The sequence below is a fragment of the Pedobacter roseus genome (genome assembly GCF_014395225.1).
Taxonomy (GTDB): Bacteria; Bacteroidota; Bacteroidia; order Sphingobacteriales; family Sphingobacteriaceae; genus Pedobacter; species Pedobacter roseus.
Genome location: NZ_CP060723.1, coordinates 1,188,372 through 1,207,892, shown reverse-complemented (window position 1 = coordinate 1,207,892; position 19,521 = coordinate 1,188,372). Strand labels below are relative to the sequence as shown.

Genomic DNA, 19,521 nt, shown 5'->3' with positions numbered 1-19,521 from the left:
ATTAGGTTACGGCAAACAATTTGGAGAGCCATAACGATAAGGGTAATAATGCAGCAATTAAGAAAGCAAGGATCAGTGCATCAAAAGTTACGGCCCAGGCGGCATCCATCAAGATAAGGGATATTACGCCGGCTTTAACCGCAGCGCCAATATTTTTACCAATAGGTTGATTAATTGCCTTTAAAAGCGGCTTAAAAATCATAAAGGTAAAAGGAACCAAAAACAGTAGCGACCATAACAAGCGGTCGTTTACAAAAGCAAAATAAGCAATGGCAAGAATTACAATGGCATATAAACTGGCCGCAATGTATAAATTTTTAGTGTGCCCGCCATGCACTTCGCCACGGCTCGTCATCGTAATCGAGAAAATATACACCACCGGAATAATGGCCAGATAATAATGACTGTACAGCATTGCGGGTACAATACTTAAACCGAGCAGCAAATTAAAACCGCGGCACAACCCCATATTTAACGGACCAAAAAACGGATGGTGTTTGCCGAACTTATTGTAAAGCAAAGCAAAAATGGCAACCAAAAGCGCCAGTATGCCCGAAGTAAAGCTATTTAAGGCTGCCAATATAATTCCACCAGAAAGTAAAAGACTACCGAAAGTGGCGGCATTTTGCAAACTGATCAATCCACTGGGAATAGCCCTTTCAGGACGTTCGATTTTATCTAGTTCAGCATCAAATACGTCGTTAAAAACGATCCCTCCGCCGTATAAACAGGCCGTTGAGGCAGCCAAAAGCAAAATCGAAAGCCATGGCGTGACAAATCCACTGCCTAAAATTCCGGAAATGGCAATACCTGCTAAAATATCGGCTACAGAAGTAACAATATTGGCAGGGCGCATCATGCGCAGGTAAACAATTAATTTTTCCAATATAATTTAGCTGATAATGATGGAAGATTTATCGGGTCTGGGTTGTTGTCCACCGCGCAGAATAGTATTTCCTTCAAATTTCTCGGTAAGGTCTGCCTGTGCATTAAAATCGGCTTCATCAATCTGTCCGCTCTGTGCAAAGGCCGTAATGGCATTGCGGTAAGTTACCAGTTCAATATCCTGATCACTCAATCCACGCATTTTCATTAACGCTGCAGTTTTTGGCACGGCTAGCGGATCGCTGATACCCCAATCGGCAGCAGAATTGACCATAATGCGTTCAGCACCGTATTGTTTTACAATTTCGACCATTCGCTCGTTGCCCATTTTGGTAAAAGGATAAATAGTAAAAGCTGCGAAAAAACCACGATCTAACACTTCTTTTACCGTTTCTTCATTATTATGATCGATAATAACCTGATAGGGATCTAGGCCATGTTCTAAAGCGATATCCATACTGCGCTGCGTACCTTTTTTCTTATCGCGGTGCGGGGTGTGTACTTGTACTGGTAAACCGGCTTCTTTAGCCAGTTCGAGCTGCAACCTGTAATATTTTTCTTCGGCAGCAGTCTGATCGTCGAAACCGATTTCGCCTATTCCAACCACACCTTCTTTATAAATAAACAAAGGCAGGATTTCCATTACCTGTTCAGCCAGGCTTTCGTTATTGGCTTCCCTTGAGTTTAGACCAATGGTACAATAATGTTTAATACCGAACTGCGAGGAACGGAAACGCTCCCAACCGATCAGGCTGCTGTAATAATCCCTGAAACTATCCAATCCGGTACGGGGCTGGCCCAGCCAAAACGCAGGTTCGATGAGTGCAACAACACCAGCGTCGGCCATGGCCTGGTAATCATCTGTGGTTCTCGAAGTCATGTGAACATGTGGATCGAAGAATTTCATTCCCTTAACGGCACTAATATCGAAAGCCTCAGGCTCTCCCATCGTTGCTTTATCTCTTGCGATTGAACTGCTACAACACATATCTTTATTTTGAATTTTTTATTTTATAATGAATTCCAGTTTAAGCTTCCATCAGCCAGGGCCAACTTCAGTTCAGGAAAGGTATTAATATAATCTTTTGCGGGCTGGCATTCCGATTCGGCTACGGCCAATGCAATGGCGCGCTGCTCTGTTTTGTCGTAATGCTGCAAACCAATTTTGAGGTCTTCAAAAATTTCAGCATTGATAAACCTGCCCACCATGCGCCACAGCTGCAGATTTACCTGCCGACCAGCCGCCCAACGTTCTTTGGCGTAATCAACCAGCGTTAAAGCCAGTTGAAGATTGGCACGTTCATCCAAACCTACAATTAGCTTGATGTTTTTTTCGGTGAAAAATGCTTTTAATACGAGCTGGTTCCAGGCCGCTTCATCCAGGTATGCTGCAGGATACGGATTGTTTTCCATAATCGCTTCCAAAACCGAACCAATATTGCTCCTGATCCCTTCGGCACAGCGTTTAACCCAAATTTCGGGATAAGGTAAAAATGGCAATGCCGAATATAAAGCCACCGCTTCGTTCACCTCTGCTGACAGAAATAAACGTTCGAGAGTTGAGTATAGCTGTTCTTTATCCGGTAGGGATAAATTGCTTAACAACCATACCCGGCTAAGCCTGTCGATGGTCCAGTTACGGATATAGCCATAGCCCGCTGTATCTAGTGCTTTTTGCTGGTCTTCGTTAATTGCAACCGATAACTTGCCTGTTTTACGTGGCAGCATCACAAATACTTTAGCTACCTGCAACGATTGATCTGGCGATTGTTTAAAATCCTCCAGCCACTTTTCGGCCTCTAAATTTATATTGTTATTAATAACAGACCATATTATTTCTTTTACCGCGTTCATATTATAACCTCTCCCAAATATTGCTAAAAGATAGTTATACGGTAATACCCGCAGAAACAAAATAGTTGATCAACAAGGCACCTGCAATAATCAATAGGCCAAAAAACTCACGTGTTTGCTCGATATAAGGTTTAGTGGCCTGCATGCTTTGTACCAGGCTTTCACGTCGATATTTGGTAATCCAGTCGCGTACGCCATCTTTAGCAAAAAAAAGGATAATGGCGTAAACGAGGTAAAAAGCAATCAAAAACAGGTATGCAAAAGGATAAAATTTGCCGGCTGCAGCCAAACCACATGATATTGCGGCACTTAAATAGATGGATACCCAAAGAAAAGCATCATTATCGTTTAAATTTACATAGGCGAAGCCCAAAAATGAGATGCAAAAAATAATGTTGAGGATAATTAAAGGCATTTTAAATTATTTGGTTTAGTAACAAGCTAAATCGATTTCCCGATTCTTTCTATAAAACAAAGTTATTTAAACTGAACACTTTTTTAGCATTAAAATATGTAAATTATATACTGCTGTAAAATATTTTTTTGATTAAGAAAATGATTTTACTGTTTTGATGTTAGCTGTAGTTTTGGTTATTTAAAATACTTTTTTAATACTCAAAAACAAGCTTTAAAATATTTGCAAGCACCGGGTTGTGGTCATCCGCCCGCCAGTTAATCAGCAAATCAGTTTTAAAAGGCAAAGGTATAAACCGCAAACCAGGGCTTTGGTGGTGCATGTAAGAATCGGGTAAAATGGCAATTCCCAAACCTTTCCTTACTAGTGCGATGATGGTAGAGCCAAATTCGGAGTGCAAAAATACATCCGGAATAAAATCATAAGATTTGAAAAGTGCCTGGATAATATCACTATAACTGCTTCCTTCATCATTAGTGGGCAGTATAAATTTCTGCTGCTTAAGGCTTTCGGCAGATAAATCTTCGAACTGTTTAAAAGGATGCTCCAACGGAACCACTAAAGCTAAATGATCGGAATATATTTTTTTCGACATGATCCCGGGTTCACTGTTGATATCACGGGTAATGGCCAGGTCAATCTTGTAATTCTTTAAAAACTCCAGCTGATTTTCATATAAAACCTGCACCAGTTTAATTTGAAGCTTTGGAAATGCTGCTGTAATCTTTGCTAAAATATCGGGCATAATAGATGCCGATATAGAATCGGGATGTGCAATGGTAATGGTTCCGCGCTCGCCCAAATGGAGCTGTTTTGCAAACTGATGGATATATTCGAGCTCACTCAACTCTACTTCCCATTTTTCTTTTAAAAACTGACCCGCCGGGGTGAGTTTTACATTCCGTTTATTACGCTCAAAAAGCTGTAGCCCTAACTCGCTTTCGAGCGATTGAATCTGGCGGCTAAGTGCTGATTGTGTGATGTTTACCTTCTCAGCAGTTTTCCAATAATGAAGCTCTTCCGACAGGGCTAAAAAATATTTAATTCGTTGAAGGTCCATTAATGCAAAATACTCATTAATAAATGAAATAATAGCATTTTATAACATTTAAAGAGTGCTTACATTCGTGCCATGAACCAGATTAAAATTGAGAAGGCAATAATTACAGATGTCAAAAAATTACAGGAAATTGGAAAAACCACATTTTTTGAAGCTTTTGCTGAGGTAAATACAGAGGAAAACATGAACGAATACCTCGAAAACAGTTTTTCGGAAGCGAAACTGAAAGCGGAGCTGAGCGATAATAATTCTCAGATTTATTTTGCTGTATTCGATAATAAAGTGATCGGTTACCTGAAAATTAATCTTGGGGCGGCACAAACAGAAAAATTAGATCTTAATGCACTCGAAATTGAACGCATTTACCTCCTAAAAGCATTTTACGGACAACAAGTTGGTCAGCTGCTTTATCAAAAAGCCATCGATGTTGCCCATCAAAAACAGGCCAGTTATGTATGGCTTGGCGTTTGGGAAGAAAACCACAGGGCTTTAAAATTCTATGAAAAGAATGGTTTTAAAGCCTTCGATAAACATTCTTTCTGGCTTGGTGATGACAAGCAAACAGATTTGATGATGAAAAAACAATTAGTAAACGATAATGAGTTAAAAGTATCCTAATGGAAAAAAGAAACCTTTTCCTGATTTTATTGATACTGGGCACTGCTTTCTGGGGAATTTCTTTTTCGGTTACCAAACTTGCTATCGGGCAAAACCAACCTGTTTTATTTCTATGCTATCGTTTTATGCTGGCTACAATGGTTTTATCCATCATTTTCTGGAAATATGTAAAAAAGCTGAATTTCGCCACAATTAAAACCGGTGCCAGTTTAGCCATCCCTTTGGTATTGGGCATCTATCTGCAAACACTGGGCATCACCCATACTTCAGCATCGCAATGTTCATTTGTAGCCGGAATAACGGTGGTGATGATTCCTGTAATTAAACTCTTGATTTACCGAAAATCTGCCCCTTTAAAAATATGGTTAGCAGCATTTACCGCATTAATTGGTTTGTTTGTGATATCTATAACCGATCACCTTAAAATCGGCACAGGCGATCTCTATACTATTGTGGGGGCATTTTGTTTTGCCATATACCTGATCCAGATTGAAAAGGAATCTAAAGCAGGCGATATTGTACCCACCATTGTGCCCATGTTTGCCACCTGTGCCATATTAACTTTGTTATTAGCCCTTTTTCAAAACAACACTACCTGGATTCCACAAGGGCATACCTTTTGGATAGGTATCATTTTCTGTGCGTTATTTTCAACAGCGTACATGTACACTATATCCAATATCGCTCAAAAGTACATCAGTGCAGAAAGGGTATCCATTATCTACCTGTTCGAACCGGTTTTTGGAGCCTTTGCAGCACATTTTATTTTGGGAGAGGAAATTACATCCAGGTTGTTGATGGGTGGAGGCCTGATATTTTTGGCCACCCTGATATCGGAACTTAAATGGAGATGGCCAAATCAAATGGCCATATCAAGCCTTTCAAAGTGGAAAAAGGATTAAAGCTAATTTTTGCTGCAACATAAATGATCGATATATTAGTATTATGGAAGCTATTGTACTGAACAGATCGCAGGCAAGAAAAATCATTATACACGCAGCGGGACTCTCAAAAAAAGCGCCGTTCGGAACAGGAATTGACGCAGTTTACAAGGTGATTGACCATCTGGGATATGTACAGTTAGATACCAATTATGTGGTAGAACGTGCCCATCATCATGCCATGTTTGCCCGTGTGCCTGATTATCAAACAGAATGGCTTGCAGCACTTGGCGAACAGGGTGATATTTTCGAATATTTCACCTCTGACGCCGGATTTCTGCCCATGCACGATTTTCGCTTTTCGCTACCGGTTAAAAAGGCATTTGAAATAAAGGGCACTTCCCTCACAAAAAGGGAATCGGATTTAATGAATCAGATTTTAGATGACGTGGAACGCGATGGATCGGTAATGGTTGGCGATTTTGAGAACGACCGTGTAGAGGCCAGTTCGGGTTGGTGGGACTGGCGACCAGCAAAGGTTGCACTGGAAAGACTTTACCTGGAGGGAAAATTGATGATCAGCCGCAATAGTGCCTTTCAGAAAGTTTATCATCTGCCTTTAGATCTCGTGCCTCAGGATACTGATCAGACAATGCCTACAGATGTAGAATATGCACGTTATATCATCAACCGTACACTTGGTGCACTGGGTATATCTTCGGTAAAGGAAATGGCATGGCGTTCGCGCCGCGTACAAGGAAATCTGGTTAAAAAAGAACTGGATAAAATGGTTCAGGCCGGCGAAGTTATCCCTGTAATCGTGGATGGCGTGAAAGGTCCACTATACATACTTTCCAGCACCGATATTAATATTGGCATTGAAGAGGAGCTTTTCATTCTCTCTCCTTTCGATACGCTGAATGTATTCCGTGCCCGTTTAAAGGATTTTTTCGACTTTGATTACCAGATAGAGTGTTTCGTTCCGGCTCCAAAGCGAAAATTCGGCTATTTCTCACTCCCAATCCTGGCAGGAGAAAAATTTATTGCCAGAATGGATGCCAAAGCAGACCGTAAACAAAAAACCCTTATCATTCACAACCTTCACTTCGAACCTGTTGAAATTGATGAAAAAACCATTGATAAGTTTGTATTTAACCTGAAGGAGTTTATTCTGTTTAATAAATGTAGGGATGTGGTCTTTAAAAAATCTAACAATGGTGATTTGCTGGCATTGATTAGTAAAGAATTTTAGGATAAAAAAGGATTGCGCCATTTAAGAGCAATATAAGGGTTAATGTTCTCTAATGTATAGGCCATCCCTATACAAGTTCAAACTTCACCATTACATTTCGAGAGCCAAGCGCAATAGCAAGACCGGAAGGATTATCGATCCGTGCGATACTCGTGTAACGATATGACGTTAAAAATGTTTTATAGAAAAGCACCAACGTATTGGAACCGTACAGCAAGATGTCTCCCGTTTGGATTGTATCTGGGTTGGCTGCATTAGACGGCAATGCGGTTTGAAAATCGAAATACTTTTCATTACTGTTCAGCTCGGTCATATTTAGAGTAAGTGGTAATCTCGCTTTAAAAGCGTTTCCTGTTGCATTGTTACTTAGTGTAGCCGTAAACACAGCAGTACCTATTGTAATCTTCATTTTACTTACCGCTGGATTAGTCGTGTTCCCGTTCGTATTATTGGCAATCTTTGGTGTTGTTCCAAGCTCATTATTTTTGCCACAGCTTAACGCACTTAAAGACAAGGAAAAAATCATGATATAGGTTGTTAGTAGAAACTTCATGCTATTAATCTTCGAAGTTATTTTTTACTACCAATATATTCCTCGTCCGTTACCTTGTTCAGCCAGGTCACGATGCCCTTTTCTGTCTTAGGTAAAATGTATTGCTGTAACATACCGGTATCGGGACTTGCGCCGTGCCAGTGTTCTACATTAGGCGGACATTTTACGACATCTCCCTTTTTAAGTATCTGTCTGGGTTGCCCTTTGATTTGGTGGTAGCCTTTACCATCAGTGATAATCAGGATCTGGCCCGAAGGATGCCTGTGCCAGTTGCTTCTTGCTCCGGGCTCAAAAAAGACATTGCCGATCACGGTGTTGTAGATAGAATCATTTTCTACAAGGCCGATACTCCAGGCCTTGCCGGTGAAATTTTCGACGGGGCCGAGCTTACCTTTCGGAAAAATAAAGTTTAGTTTGTTCTGATCTGCTTTGAGGGGATTCTGGGCGCTACAGTTGATCATAAGCAACAACAGGGCAGCAACTGCGGTTATGGATAATGTTTTCACCGGTTTTTGTGTGTTTTACTATTTGTTTCCTTTAAGATGATTGGTAAAAAAAGCCTCCAGCTTATCAAACGGGATAAGGTCCGTTTTGTCATATAGATCAACATGGCCGGCATTTGGCACGATGACCAATTCTTTTGGCTCGCTTGCACGTTTATAGGCATCCTCGCTAAACTCCTTCGAGTGTGCCTTATCACCCGTTATGAACAGCATTGGACGGGGAGAAATGGTTTCTATATCGTTGAACGGATAAAAATTATTGAATTTGGTATTACTGCTTAATGTCGGATGTGTTGTGGTTTTCGGCGAGCCTCCCTTTGGCGTATATTCTCCTCTGGGCGTGCGATAGAATTCATAAAATTCGCGCTGTATTGGATGGGTGTTCTCATCCAGCTGGTGGGTAGTTCCGCCAGTATATTTGGTTTCACCGCCCAAAAATTCAGCATACCGCTGTTCAGCGGCTTCTGCCTGATTTTTTTTCCTCTGCTCAAGGGTCTGAGAATGATTCAGCGCATTACGGCTGGCCGACCCCATGTCGTACATGCTTACCGTTGCAATTGCTTTCATCCTTGGGTCGATCTTGGCCGCGCTAATCACAAAACTTCCGCTTCCACATACGCCAAGCACACCTATGCGTTCCCTGTCTACAAATTCACGTGTACCAAGGAAATCTACAGCAGCACTAAAATCTTCTGCATACATATCAGGAAGTACGACATTACGAGGCGAGCCCTCACTTTCCCCCCAAAATGAAAGATCAATAGCTAAGGTAATAAAGCCCCTGTCTGCCATATTAGCGGCATAAACATCGGCACTCTGTTCTTTTACCGCCCCCATAGGGTGACCGACAACTATGGCGGCATTTTTGGCTTTCCTATCTATAATCTTAGGAACAAAAAGATGTCCGGCCACTTGCAGGTTGTATTGATTCTTAAAACTTACGGCATATAAGGTGACCTTGTCGCTTACCTTAAAGGTTGTATAGCCTTTTGCTGATATTTCTTTCATCTGTATTGAGTTGGATGTTGATTGTGCTCCTGCGGTACCATAATAAAGGACTGCAGTTAGCATAATAAGAATTGATTTTTTCATGCTTAAATGTTTTTAATGAATTTTGCCGGAACCCCACCTACAACTGTATTTGGCGCGACGTCTTTTGAGACCACTGCTCCAGCTGCAATGACCGAATTTTCCCCTATGGTTACCCCAGGGAGTATGGTTGCTCCCGCACCAACCCAGGCATTCTTTTTGATGTGGATAGCTTTAGGGATTAACGAATGTCGGTCTTCGCTTGAGATTGGATGCCCCTCGGATAATAAACTTACTTTCGGAGCGATCAACACATTGTCTTCAATGGTGATTCCGCCCAGATCCAAAAACACACAATCGAAATTGATGAATACATTTTTACCAATTTTCGTATGTTTTCCATAATTGATGTGCAAAGGGGTAAATATGTTAACAGTTTTGTCGATTTCTGAACCTATAATTTGGCTTAAAAAGTTTCTGATTTCTTCCGGTTCTGTTGAATTGTTCATCTGGACCAAAAGTTTTTTTATTGCAAAAGAAGATTCCATCAGTTGATAGGCGTTCGGATCGTGTGGTGAAATGATTTCTCCATTGCGTAACCTCTCGAAAATATCTTTAGTGTTCATATCCATTTTTTTGTAGGAACAAAGATAAACCCACTCAAAAGGTGTTTTGTTACATTTATTTCGCAATTAATGTCAAATATCACCTATTATCAATTAATTATTCTATTTTTATTTAATATGGCAGCAAATCAAAAAGTTATGCTCTGCAAAGCGGTATCAGCAAATCAATTTCCAGAAGATTTTAATATCCGGTTTCATACACATATCTATTGTCAAAGTGGGAGCGTAAATTTTGTATTTAATGGCCAGCAATATCAAAGTAAAAAAGGCGAGTTTATCTTTTGGCTGGCGGGCATTAATGTTTCAGACCTTTCTTTTTCAAAAAGTTTTAAGGCCACAATTTTGTTTGTCGACCGCGAATTACTTACCGCAAGTTTGCCGAGTGCCACGGCGAGTATAGACAGCATCATACACTCCAAAGAATATCCGATTTTGCATCCGGATAAAAAAGACAAAGAGAAAATCCTGAAAAATTTTAAGTTGCTTTACGATATGTCACTGGAAACCAACCATCGGTTTTATGAGGAAGCACTTAAACTTCAGATGCAGCTTTTTCTTTTAGAAATGTGGCACATTTTTGAAGACGAGCTCGACAGAAAAAAACGAAGTTTACAAAGCGGAACCTTATATGAACGGTTTATACAATTGGTACAGGAGCATTGCATGACAAAGCGCGAAGTACGGTTTTACAGCGATAAACTGAATATCACAGCTAAATACCTCAATTACATTTGCAAGGTTAATACCGGAATAACCGCATCCGAATGGATACAACGTAACGCAAGAGAGCGGATCATTATACTCTTGCAAAATAAGAATCTTAATATTTCCGAAATAGCTGATGAATTGGATTTTTCAAGCCGTTCGTTCTTTACCCGCTATGTAAAAAAACTTTTAGGCATTACTCCGAAGGAATATCGGGAGCGAATTGGATAAAATTTGTTCTAAGATATCTGCCCCCCCGTATTCACAAAACTCTCAGCAGGAATACTTTGAACATTTAAGTTCCTTGTTGAGTAAATAATCGAGGATTTGGACAGGAAAAAATTTATATAAATTTCTAGCAATTTATGTCTTCTCAAGATTTCCAACACCTTGAGAAGACTATTTTAGAACAAAAAACTTGGCCTATATTAATAAATTTATTATCGGTTCTCAATGGATACTTCAGAATAAATTCCTTAAAAAATCCTTGACCATAATTGGCGATTTATACCAATTCCTAATTCAATTTCCTGAATATTTCCAGCATGGTATCTCTGTCCAAGCTCTCCATATCCACCAATTTCAACGATTTGACCATTTTTAGCGTAGTCGTTTTATAGTGCAGGAAATGAGGAGTTTTAAGGTGCGACTGATAGGCAGCCTTATCGGCATACATTTCAATAATGCGGATCTGGGCAGGGCTTTCCTTTTGGTACATTGGGAAAATGGCTATAACGCCTGCTTCCAGTTTTACCGATGCTGAGGCCTCCAGTTTTAGGATAGCATTATACTCCTCGAGGTATTTAGGCAAGATTTCAATCTCAGAAATGCGTACCATCATCTCAGGTTTAACCAGGGGAACCAACGGTTTTCCAATAATTTGTCTAACCGTGTTTGCCTGGGTAATGCTCACTTGTGTTTCAACCAGATTTGCAAGCTGTTCCAGTTGGGCCACTGTAATGCCTGTATTTTTCCCCATGTTGATATGGGACTGCAATTGACCATCAACACCCGGTATCGAGGCCAAAGCAGCAATGGTGACCAGTTCCCTTTGTTGATGGCTGAGCACATTACTCACAAAGATATCGGCAAACAAATGTTCCTTTAAAAAAGCATCTATCCGGGGCGCAAACTCTCCAAAGCCCGGTGCGGGTTTTAATTGTGCCGTTTGGGTCAGCTCTTCCAACACTTTTCTCCCTTGTTCATATTTATCAGAAGGAGTATTTTCGACGATGATTTTTTTGCCGTCAACATCCTTTATGTCTTTAGCTTTTCTTTCCTCAACAACAGTCTTAAATGTATTAATAGCATTTAAACTTCTTGGAAAACCGCAATAAGCATACAGCTGCACCAACTCCTCTTTTATTTCATTGATGGTTAATCCGTTATCCAATCCCTTATTTAATTGGATTTTAAGCGGTTCAAGTTTTCCTACAGCCGTTAATGCAGAAATCTTTATCAGGCTTTGCTGTTGAATATCTAAACTATCTTTACTCTGTGCATTCATAATTGTTGTATTTAAAAAAACGACAAATAGCGTCATTATCCATTTCCACTTCTTTGTTACCATTATTTTTTAATTTGATCATTAGCTTCATTGAAAATTTCATCTGTTACAGGTTCAAGCCAAACGTTCTCATTGATTGTCGGATTACAAGTTATGCCTAAATGTGAAAACCAGCTTTTTGCCGTTGCTCCATGCCAATGCTCCACATTAGCTGCAATTTCTACAACATCACCCGGTTTCAGGTGTCGCGAAGGTTTCCCTCTCTCCTGGTAAAGTCCTTCACCCCCTACTACAATTAAAATCTGTCCGCCAGTGTGCTTGTGCCAATTATTTCTACAGCCAGGTTCAAAGGTTATATTAGCAAGGGGAACGTTCAAATCCTTGTTAGTTGTAAGTGTTGCCAGATAAGATCTGCCTGTAAAATATGGCGCAAACCCCGCATTTTCTTCCCCACGAGGGAAATCGCTGATTTTTGGAATTTCTGTATTCATTTTTTCTGTTTTTTTATTGTTACATGATAGCATTGCCAGTAAATAGCAAACAATGATTAATATTTTTTGAAGGTTCTTCTTCATCTTAATTTAATTGACAGTTTCCAACGCTTCTGTTCCTCAACGTTTATATAACTACAAAAAGTCAATAGTACAAATGTCGCCAGTATGCTTAGCTTCGGCGTTATACATACTACGGTATTATTTACCACTTTTACTGATATCGCATTGGCATTAGTGCTCAATAGTTTAGGTTTATTAAGTTTGTAATATGAAAGACGTAGAAAGGATTGATACGGTAAGGCAATACAACGAATCTATGGGGTGGATACGCTGCATCCATTAGTAAGCGTGGTTGATTTTGATGAGATCCCAACATATCATCAATTTCAAAGATATATGGGCATTTATGCGGTATTCCTGAAGTACATCAAATGTGGGGATATGCGATACGGCTGTCAACCGTATGATTATGAAGATGGCACCCTTGTATTTATTGCACCCGGCCAGGTGTACGGGATAGATAGTAAAGGGGAAATCATCAAGCCATCAGGTAAAGCGCTGGTATTCCATCCCGATCTCATTGTCGGCACCCATCTTGGCAACCACATCAAGGATTATTCATTTTTCTCCTACGATGTTAATGAAGCGCTCCACCTTTCAAAAAAAGAAAGAGAAACGATTAATGATTGCTTTACAAAGATCGCATCTGAAATCGACTCCAATATCGACAAACACAGCAAGACACTAATTGTATCAAATATTGAGCTTTTTCTTAACTATTGTATGCGTTTCTACGACCGTCAGTTTATCACTCGCACCAATGTTAATAACGATGTGCTTGTGCGGTTCGAAAACTTATTAAACGGCTACTTCAAATCTGACCTACCTCACAGTTTGGGCTTGCCAAATGTTGCCTGGTGCGCCAATCAATTGCATTTGTCGCCAAATTATTTTGGTGACCTGATCAAGAAGGAAACTGGGAATACTGCATTGGACTACATCCAATCAAGGATAATCGAAGAAGCAAAAAACAAGATATTTGATCCTAGAAAATCTATAAATACTATCTCCTCCGATCTCGGCTTCAAATACCAACAACACTTTACCCGCCTTTTCAAACAAAGGACAGGAATGACACCCCTTGAGTATAGGAACTTGAATTAAATACGTGAGGCACCACGACTTTTACAGCTCCGTTCTATTTACATTAAAATTCAAGGAAAGGGAACGTTGTAATTCTTTATAAAGTTAAACAAGGCTGAAATAGCAAAAAATAAAGATTTTTGCATAAAAAAAACCGGACTTCGAAGAGTTCAAAATCCGGCTGTATCCAAAAGGAGATCCGATAGCTATCGGGTTCGCCTTTAACGATATCGCTCAATAAGTTTAGCTAACAGCTCAGGATATTGCTTTAAGTTTTTAATATAAATTACAATTTCATTTTTTTAATATGTAATTCGATCAATCGAGACTATTTGTAATCAAGGTCATTTATAGCTATCCATGAAATTTTTATCCTTATGAGATTGTAATTGCTCTAGCAAATCCAGACAACTTCCGGTGTAAAAGCGATTTAATTTTTTAGAAAAAAGGATATAAACTGATGCCATAAACAAAAAAACTTCGGTAGAGACCGAAGCTTTTAGAGTACCCAAGAGGAGATTCGAACTCCCACACCCATACAGGCGCCAGCCCCTCAAGCTGGTGCGTCTACCAATTTCGCCACCTGGGTATTTACTATTTAATCATTCCCGAAGGCGTCTACCATCCCGATAGCTATCGGGATCCCCACCTGGTTTTGTGCTGCAAATATAATTTAATTTTGGATTTTCGGAACTATGATTTACAATTCTATTTGTAAACCATCATAAGCCAGCCGGATATGGTTTGGCAAATCTTTTTCTACGTCAGCGTGTTTGCCCAAATTATGGCTGATGTGCGTAAGATAGGTAGTTTCTGCACCAACCTTATCTGCAAAAGCAATCGCCTCGTTCAATGTGAAGTGCGAAATATGTGGCTCCTTTTGTAAAGCATTAATCACCAATACTTTTGAGCCTTTTATTTTCTCAAAACTTTCTTCCGAAATGGTTTTGGCATCGGTAATATAAGTAAAGTCACCAATCCTGTAGCCTGTTATCGGCAGCAAATGGTGCATTATCTCAAATGGAATGATGGTACTTTCGCCAATTTTAAAATCTTCGCCATTGGTTACCGTATGCAGGTTAATTTGCGGTAAACCATGGTATTTGGTTTCTGCAAAAATGTAATAAAACTCTCTTTTAAGCGCCGTTTGAACTCTTTCGGTGGCATACACATCAATTACCTTATGCAAAAGGTAATTAAATGGCCTGATGTCGTCCAAACCCGCAATATGGTCTTTATGTTCATGCGTAAACAAAACCGCATCCAAATCTTTTACATTTTCGCGCAGCAATTGATAACGAAAATCCGGACCACTATCTACTACAATGGTTTTATCAGCGGTTTCTATTAAAATGGAAGTTCTTAAACGTTTGTCTTTTTTATCTGTTGATAAACAAACTTCGCAACCACAAGCAATTACAGGAACACCCTGCGACGTACCGGTACCTAAAAAAGTGATTTTCATCGGCTTAAATCCCCCTTCCTAAACGCATAATTCCTGCTGTGTAACTCCATTAAAATAATTCGGTTTGTTGTAAGGATTGATAAAATTGTCGTTGTTTTTCTTCCAGCAGGTTTTCATCAGTGTTGGTTTGTTTCACTAAAGTAACCAAGGCAGCTATTTTTCCTTCCAGATTTGAAAATTTATTCACCACGATTACCTTATTGTGTTCCAACAAGCAAGAGCCTGTTTTAAAGTTCCCTTTTTCGTAGCGTACCTTATAGCCCATCGCAAAAAGCAAGGCCTCTAATTTCTCTAAAGTATGGTTTGTTAGTGGCAAAGACATTGGAACAAACTTAGATAAATCTGCGGAGCATTCATAAATACGTTTGTAAAAAAAAATGACATTTTATATTTTCAATACCTAAACTCCCTGAGATATAAGTTTAGCACCTAACTCAGGTGAATTAGGTGGTTAAAATGAATAGCCTTTTTATATCTTATGTTTTTCCACCACCTAAGTCACTTAAGCACATACAAGGTTTAAATGTTTTAATGACATTAAACTAAATGACAAAAAAAAGGTTCAGCTGTTTCCAACTGAACCTCTCAGGTTTCATCCCGCCTTGGCGGAAATCATTATTATCTTAAATCTACCACTTCAACACCAGGATATTTTTTGGCATCAAAAGCAAAAGTAGTTTCTGGTACATTTACGTTAGGCGAAAAAGTTTTCACATTGTAAGTGTATTTGTTTCCGTTTTTATCAAACAATACCACGTTTGCAATCTGTTTAGCGGCTTTATCAATGCTTAAACGTACTTTAAAGATCGATTTTTTAGCATCAACAGGTGTTAGGTCGATCATTTCATAAGTTTTACCACCTACTTTTTCATCGCCAGTATAAACGTATTTAAATCCTTTTTCGTAAACAGTAAAAATTTTAGCAGGATTAATCGCGTCACCACTATTATCTACATTGCTTACCTGCACCTCTTTATCTTTTTTCAGGTATGTCCATTGGCTTTTACCATCGCTAAACAATTCCTGATTAGTCATGGCCACTTTATATTTATTAGAATTGGCTTTAACGTATAAAGTACCTTGCTGGGTTTCTTTTACTTTAGCTTTTGGATTATCCAAAGTAAAGGTAAAATCTGTTTTTACAATATTATACGATTTGTATTTTTTACTCACATCAGCTAAAATGGCTTTAGCTTTCGCATCAGTTTGAGCATAAGTTGAAGTTGTAAAAGCAACTACAACCATTAATGCTGAAATTAATTTCTTCATCTTTTCTTTTTTAAGTTTTTCTTTGAAACGTTAGAGTAGATTATTGTTAAATGGTTTAATCTAATCTTTGCTATCCATACCATTCAAGAATTGTTCCAAAGAATACTCATCAGGGTATAAAACTTCTCTTGCTTTACTTCCTTCAAACGGGCCAACAATACCTGCAGCCTCCAATTGATCGATAATCCGCCCTGCCCGGTTATAACCCAGTTTAAGTTTACGCTGTATTAATGAGGTCGACCCCTGCTGATGCATCACAATCAGCCTTGCCGCATCTTCAAAGAACTTATCCCGCTCGTTAGGATCAAAATCAGCCTTACTTCCCTCCCCTGCTTCATCTACATATTCGGGCAGCTGGTACGCATCTGCATAACCGCGCTGGTTACCGATATATTCAGAAATCCGGTCTACCTCTGGTGTATCAACAAAAGCACACTGTAGCCTGATTAAGTCGCTTCCTGTAGATAAGAGCATATCACCACGACCAATTAACTGATCAGCACCACCACTATCCAAAATGGTCCTCGAATCGATTTTCGATAAAACCCTGAAGGCTAACCTTGCCGGGAAGTTGGCTTTAATGGTACCGGTAATAATATTTACCGAAGGGCGCTGTGTGGCCAGTACCAGGTGGATCCCGATAGCCCTTGCCAGCTGCGCCAAACGTGCAATTGGTGCCTCCACCTCTTTACCCGCCGTCATCATTAAATCGGCAAACTCATCCACCACCAAAACAATAAAAGGTAAAAACCGGTGACCATTGTTTGGGTTAAGTTTGCGCTTGATAAATTTATCGTTGTATTCTTTCAGGTTTCTTACCTGCGCATCTTTCAACAGATCGTAACGTTGATCCATTTCGATACAAAGCGAGTTTAAGGTATTTACTACTTTTTTGGTATCGGTGATAATGGCATCTGCCTCGCCTGGTAATTTGGCCAAAAAATGCCTTTCAATCCTATTAAATAAGGTCAATTCCACTTTTTTCGGATCGACTAATACAAATTTCAGCTGTGCAGGGTGTTTTTTAAACAACAACGAAACCAAAATGGCATTGATACCCACCGATTTACCCTGACCAGTAGCACCAGCTACCAATAAGTGGGGCATTTTTGCCAAATCGGCAATAAAAACCTCATTACTAATGGTTTTACCTAAAGCAATAGGCAAATCCATTGTAGTTTGGCTCCATTTTTCGGTATTTAATATGCTGCGCATGGGTACCATCTCAGGGTGTTGGTTTGGCACCTCAATACCAATTGTACCTTTACCCGGCATTGGCGCAATAATACGAATCCCTAGCGCAGCTAATGAAAGTGCGATATCATCCTCTAAATTTTTAATTTTCGAAATCCTGACCCCCGGAGCTGGAATAATCTCATAAAGAGTAACTGTAGGACCGATTGTTGCCTTAATCTTATCGATTTCGATATTATAGTGATTAAGTGTTTCGACGATTTTATTTTTGTTGGCCTCCAGTTCTTCTGCATTAACCGAAATTTTATTGGTGCCGTAATTTTCTAATAAATCAATGGTTGGGTATTTATAACCAGCCAAATCCAGTTTTTCATCATAATTGCCAAACTGCTCAACCAAATCTTCTGATTTTTTCTCCTCTTCGGTTTTTTCGATGGTAAATGCAGGTTCTTTTTCTGCTTCAATTGGTGGTTCTACCACTAAAGGCATAGCTGCCGCTGCCGCAGAAGCAATAGGTAAATTGGTAGCCAACGGTGATAACACAACTGGTGGCGCAACTTCTTCCTCTTCCTTTTCTTCATAACGGCTGGGTTGCAATACCACATTTTGTTGTTTGCGCTCGTTGCTTACAGGCGGTTTATCACGTACCGGAAATTCAATCGGTTCAGAAGTCTCTTCTACTATCTTATTTTTTGTGGTCTGCTCCCTGATGTCGTTTACATAATCCGGTGTTTCATTATCCAGGTAAACCTCCTTTGTTTTACGCTCAGGAAATTTAAAATCGATGTTATAAGCAATAATCAAAATGGTTAATCCCGCAAAAGCAATTAATCCGGCAACACCGGCTGCTCCAATCTGGGCACCTAATAATTTATTGCTCCAGTAACCAAACTCTCCTTCCAGGTAATGTGGCGATTCTGACCAGAAACTATGTGCAAAACCTAAGGTTAATGAAATAAAGAGTAAAAAGAAAAAACTATAACCCAGCGTTTTAGAAATGGAAAGAATTTTAACTTTAAACAATAAACGGTAACCGATAATAAAAAAGGCTAAAACGAATAAAAAAGAGGCAATACCGAACCATTCGTAAATGAACTGATGTGACAATAATGCGCCAAACTTACCCAGCCAGTTCTGAACAACCGGAGTGGTAATACCAGCAGTTTTTAATTCTTCGGCTGTTTTAAACAGATTGCCCCAGCCACCATTTGCGTCGATTACATAACTCTGGTCATCCTGCCAGGTAAACAGGTATGAAGTAAAAGCAATTAAAAAATATAACGATAAGATCACAAAAAACAGACCTACAATTTTAATTGCACGTCCGTCTGCCAGATCGAACCTTGGTAAAAATTCTCTTTTCTCTTTTGGCTGTCGACCTGATGATAGTCTGCCCGGTGCGCTTTCAGCACCTTTATCTCTGAATGTATTGGTTTTAAACTGGTTACCCCGTACCGACATTTTCTTTCCTAAATAATTTAATATTGAACAAACTTAGATAAAACTGCGCAGCATTAATAAAAAAAAATAATCACAAATCGCGCCTCTATATAATTTTATATAATCTGCCTTAAATTAAATAAAAATATCCATCGGGCATTAAACCTTAAACAGAAATTATAGTCTATTATTTTAACAACGCACAAGTTGTTACGTTTTGTCAAATGAAACGGATTTTGTTTTAGGTTTTATCCCGTTTTGCCTGGAGAGGTTAAACGGGATTTTTTATTAGCGGGTTTAAGAAACTTAATGCACTCAGTTGGCTTAGATGGTCAATGGTATTTGAAAAGCAAGGTTCGATGTTCTTCGGTTACGAAAGTCCTGCTATCACTACAAGTCCTCACTCGTACCTCATTCCGGGCTTTTCGTTTTATCAGGTTTATTTAACAGGGGTCTTTCGTTCTTAGGGCTTTCGATCAAGACCTCGCAGGTTTTAAAAACCTGCGAGGTCTGTAGAAGCTTAACGCCCACATTAATTAGTTATCGATTTTTTGGCAAATGGTCTTTTTTAAAACCTGCGAGGTCTAACCTTTGCTAATTTGCTGCACACTATATATATTTAGGCAAT

General features: G+C 39.4%; 20 protein-coding genes and 1 tRNA gene. 5 read left to right on the top strand and 16 right to left on the bottom strand.

Features of this window, described 5'->3' with window-relative positions; genetic code table 11:
• Window position 1 precedes the first annotated feature (1 nt).
• The 5 genes from eboC to H9L23_RS05460 all read right to left on the bottom strand — a co-directional run bounded on the left by eboC (window position 2) and on the right by H9L23_RS05460 (window position 4,214).
• Window positions 2–886: a UbiA-like protein EboC gene (eboC, locus tag H9L23_RS05480; protein WP_246474857.1), complete on the bottom strand. Its 885-nt coding sequence runs from the start codon at window positions 884–886 to the stop codon at window positions 2–4.
• Between the two features lie 6 nt (window positions 887–892).
• Window positions 893–1,873 carry a TatD family hydrolase gene (locus H9L23_RS05475; protein ID WP_187594020.1) on the bottom strand — a complete coding sequence of 327 codons (981 nt, stop codon included), beginning with the start codon at window positions 1,871–1,873 and terminating at the stop codon, window positions 893–895.
• 23 nt (window positions 1,874–1,896) lie between these two features.
• The gene (locus H9L23_RS05470; RefSeq protein ID WP_187594019.1) at window positions 1,897–2,739 is read right to left on the bottom strand and encodes an EboA domain-containing protein; all 843 of its coding nucleotides are present in this window, start codon (window positions 2,737–2,739) and stop codon (window positions 1,897–1,899) included.
• A gap of 34 nt (window positions 2,740–2,773) precedes the next feature.
• Window positions 2,774–3,154 (bottom strand): transmembrane 220 family protein, encoded by a 381-nt coding sequence (locus H9L23_RS05465; protein WP_187594018.1) that lies wholly within the window; start codon window positions 3,152–3,154, stop codon window positions 2,774–2,776.
• A 193-nt stretch (window positions 3,155–3,347) separates the two neighbouring features.
• The gene (locus H9L23_RS05460; RefSeq protein WP_187594017.1) at window positions 3,348–4,214 is read right to left on the bottom strand and encodes a LysR family transcriptional regulator; all 867 of its coding nucleotides are present in this window, start codon (window positions 4,212–4,214) and stop codon (window positions 3,348–3,350) included.
• A 72-nt stretch (window positions 4,215–4,286) separates the two neighbouring features.
• Between H9L23_RS05460 and H9L23_RS05455 the strand changes: the two genes are divergently transcribed.
• The 3 genes from H9L23_RS05455 to H9L23_RS05445 are packed head-to-tail and all read left to right on the top strand — an operon-like array spanning window position 4,287 to window position 6,965.
• Window positions 4,287–4,832 carry a GNAT family N-acetyltransferase gene (locus H9L23_RS05455; RefSeq protein ID WP_187594016.1) on the top strand — a complete coding sequence of 182 codons (546 nt, stop codon included), beginning with the start codon at window positions 4,287–4,289 and terminating at the stop codon, window positions 4,830–4,832.
• A complete protein-coding gene (locus H9L23_RS05450; RefSeq protein ID WP_187594015.1) occupies window positions 4,832–5,734 on the top strand; it encodes a DMT family transporter in 903 nt (300 codons plus the stop codon). The genes H9L23_RS05455 and H9L23_RS05450 overlap by 1 nt, the downstream gene beginning before the upstream one ends.
• Before the next feature lie 43 nt (window positions 5,735–5,777).
• Window positions 5,778–6,965, top strand: coding sequence for a winged helix-turn-helix domain-containing protein (locus H9L23_RS05445; RefSeq protein ID WP_187594014.1), 1,188 nt, complete (start codon window positions 5,778–5,780; stop codon window positions 6,963–6,965).
• A 67-nt stretch (window positions 6,966–7,032) separates the two neighbouring features.
• Here H9L23_RS05445 and H9L23_RS05440 read toward each other — a convergent pair whose 3' ends face one another.
• From H9L23_RS05440 to H9L23_RS05425, 4 genes are read right to left on the bottom strand one after another with little or no spacing between them, the layout of a single operon-like run.
• Window positions 7,033–7,518, bottom strand: coding sequence for a cyclophilin-like fold protein (locus H9L23_RS05440; protein ID WP_246474856.1), 486 nt, complete (start codon window positions 7,516–7,518; stop codon window positions 7,033–7,035).
• A 17-nt stretch (window positions 7,519–7,535) separates the two neighbouring features.
• Complete coding sequence (locus H9L23_RS05435; protein WP_246474855.1) at window positions 7,536–8,024, bottom strand: cupin domain-containing protein; 489 nt, start codon at window positions 8,022–8,024, stop codon at window positions 7,536–7,538.
• 18 nt (window positions 8,025–8,042) lie between these two features.
• Window positions 8,043–9,113 carry an alpha/beta hydrolase gene (locus tag H9L23_RS05430; RefSeq protein ID WP_187594013.1) on the bottom strand — a complete coding sequence of 357 codons (1,071 nt, stop codon included), beginning with the start codon at window positions 9,111–9,113 and terminating at the stop codon, window positions 8,043–8,045.
• A 2-nt stretch (window positions 9,114–9,115) separates the two neighbouring features.
• Complete coding sequence (locus H9L23_RS05425) at window positions 9,116–9,676, bottom strand: sugar O-acetyltransferase (protein ID WP_246474854.1); 561 nt, start codon at window positions 9,674–9,676, stop codon at window positions 9,116–9,118.
• Window positions 9,677–9,793: 117 nt separating this feature from the next.
• On the opposite strand from H9L23_RS05425, the gene H9L23_RS05420 reads away from it, so the two are divergent.
• Window positions 9,794–10,612 carry a helix-turn-helix domain-containing protein gene (locus tag H9L23_RS05420; RefSeq protein ID WP_246474853.1) on the top strand — a complete coding sequence of 273 codons (819 nt, stop codon included), beginning with the start codon at window positions 9,794–9,796 and terminating at the stop codon, window positions 10,610–10,612.
• 286 nt (window positions 10,613–10,898) lie between these two features.
• Here the strand turns inward: H9L23_RS05420 and H9L23_RS05415 are convergent, their stop codons facing one another.
• Both H9L23_RS05415 and H9L23_RS05410 read right to left on the bottom strand, forming a co-directional pair.
• On the bottom strand, window positions 10,899–11,888 hold the full coding sequence (locus tag H9L23_RS05415) for a carboxymuconolactone decarboxylase family protein (RefSeq protein WP_223191039.1): 990 nt from the start codon (window positions 11,886–11,888) through the stop codon (window positions 10,899–10,901).
• Window positions 11,889–11,950: 62 nt separating this feature from the next.
• A complete protein-coding gene (locus H9L23_RS05410) occupies window positions 11,951–12,463 on the bottom strand; it encodes a cupin domain-containing protein (protein ID WP_187594009.1) in 513 nt (170 codons plus the stop codon).
• Between the two features lie 240 nt (window positions 12,464–12,703).
• On the opposite strand from H9L23_RS05410, the gene H9L23_RS05405 reads away from it, so the two are divergent.
• The gene (locus tag H9L23_RS05405) at window positions 12,704–13,546 is read left to right on the top strand and encodes a helix-turn-helix domain-containing protein (RefSeq protein WP_246474852.1); all 843 of its coding nucleotides are present in this window, start codon (window positions 12,704–12,706) and stop codon (window positions 13,544–13,546) included.
• A gap of 484 nt (window positions 13,547–14,030) precedes the next feature.
• On the opposite strand, the gene H9L23_RS05400 is transcribed toward H9L23_RS05405, so the two are convergent.
• From H9L23_RS05400 to H9L23_RS05380, 5 genes are all read right to left on the bottom strand, one after another.
• Window positions 14,031–14,114, bottom strand: a tRNA-Leu gene (locus H9L23_RS05400).
• A gap of 111 nt (window positions 14,115–14,225) precedes the next feature.
• Complete coding sequence (locus tag H9L23_RS05395; RefSeq protein ID WP_187594008.1) at window positions 14,226–14,990, bottom strand: MBL fold metallo-hydrolase; 765 nt, start codon at window positions 14,988–14,990, stop codon at window positions 14,226–14,228.
• Window positions 14,991–15,039: 49 nt separating this feature from the next.
• Window positions 15,040–15,312, bottom strand: a complete 273-nt coding sequence (locus H9L23_RS05390) for a hypothetical protein (RefSeq protein ID WP_187594007.1) — start codon at window positions 15,310–15,312, stop codon at window positions 15,040–15,042.
• A gap of 296 nt (window positions 15,313–15,608) precedes the next feature.
• Window positions 15,609–16,259 carry a LolA family protein gene (locus H9L23_RS05385; protein WP_025142915.1) on the bottom strand — a complete coding sequence of 217 codons (651 nt, stop codon included), beginning with the start codon at window positions 16,257–16,259 and terminating at the stop codon, window positions 15,609–15,611.
• Between the two features lie 60 nt (window positions 16,260–16,319).
• The gene (locus tag H9L23_RS05380; RefSeq protein WP_187594006.1) at window positions 16,320–18,914 is read right to left on the bottom strand and encodes an FtsK/SpoIIIE family DNA translocase; all 2,595 of its coding nucleotides are present in this window, start codon (window positions 18,912–18,914) and stop codon (window positions 16,320–16,322) included.
• Window positions 18,915–19,521: the final 607 nt, after the last annotated feature.

What these genes read in the sequence shown, in the direction of transcription:
- H9L23_RS05455 (WP_187594016.1), top strand. Translation starts at nt 4,287, where the DNA reads ATGAACCAGATTAAAATTGAGAAGGCAATAATTACAGATGTCAAAAAA.
- H9L23_RS05470 (WP_187594019.1), bottom strand. Translation starts at nt 2,739, where the DNA reads ATGAACGCGGTAAAAGAAATAATATGGTCTGTTATTAATAACAATATA.
- H9L23_RS05395 (WP_187594008.1), bottom strand. Translation starts at nt 14,990, where the DNA reads ATGAAAATCACTTTTTTAGGTACCGGTACGTCGCAGGGTGTTCCTGTA.
- H9L23_RS05415 (WP_223191039.1), bottom strand. Translation starts at nt 11,888, where the DNA reads ATGAATGCACAGAGTAAAGATAGTTTAGATATTCAACAGCAAAGCCTG.
- H9L23_RS05380 (WP_187594006.1), bottom strand. Translation starts at nt 18,914, where the DNA reads ATGTCGGTACGGGGTAACCAGTTTAAAACCAATACATTCAGAGATAAA.
- H9L23_RS05450 (WP_187594015.1), top strand. Translation starts at nt 4,832, where the DNA reads ATGGAAAAAAGAAACCTTTTCCTGATTTTATTGATACTGGGCACTGCT.
- H9L23_RS05390 (WP_187594007.1), bottom strand. Translation starts at nt 15,312, where the DNA reads ATGTCTTTGCCACTAACAAACCATACTTTAGAGAAATTAGAGGCCTTG.
- H9L23_RS05440 (WP_246474856.1), bottom strand. Translation starts at nt 7,518, where the DNA reads ATGAAGTTTCTACTAACAACCTATATCATGATTTTTTCCTTGTCTTTA.
- H9L23_RS05465 (WP_187594018.1), bottom strand. Translation starts at nt 3,154, where the DNA reads ATGCCTTTAATTATCCTCAACATTATTTTTTGCATCTCATTTTTGGGC.
- H9L23_RS05410 (WP_187594009.1), bottom strand. Translation starts at nt 12,463, where the DNA reads ATGAAGAAGAACCTTCAAAAAATATTAATCATTGTTTGCTATTTACTG.
- H9L23_RS05430 (WP_187594013.1), bottom strand. Translation starts at nt 9,113, where the DNA reads ATGAAAAAATCAATTCTTATTATGCTAACTGCAGTCCTTTATTATGGT.
- H9L23_RS05425 (WP_246474854.1), bottom strand. Translation starts at nt 9,676, where the DNA reads ATGAACACTAAAGATATTTTCGAGAGGTTACGCAATGGAGAAATCATT.
- H9L23_RS05420 (WP_246474853.1), top strand. Translation starts at nt 9,794, where the DNA reads ATGGCAGCAAATCAAAAAGTTATGCTCTGCAAAGCGGTATCAGCAAAT.
- H9L23_RS05475 (WP_187594020.1), bottom strand. Translation starts at nt 1,873, where the DNA reads ATGTGTTGTAGCAGTTCAATCGCAAGAGATAAAGCAACGATGGGAGAG.
- H9L23_RS05385 (WP_025142915.1), bottom strand. Translation starts at nt 16,259, where the DNA reads ATGAAGAAATTAATTTCAGCATTAATGGTTGTAGTTGCTTTTACAACT.
- H9L23_RS05460 (WP_187594017.1), bottom strand. Translation starts at nt 4,214, where the DNA reads ATGGACCTTCAACGAATTAAATATTTTTTAGCCCTGTCGGAAGAGCTT.
- H9L23_RS05445 (WP_187594014.1), top strand. Translation starts at nt 5,778, where the DNA reads ATGGAAGCTATTGTACTGAACAGATCGCAGGCAAGAAAAATCATTATA.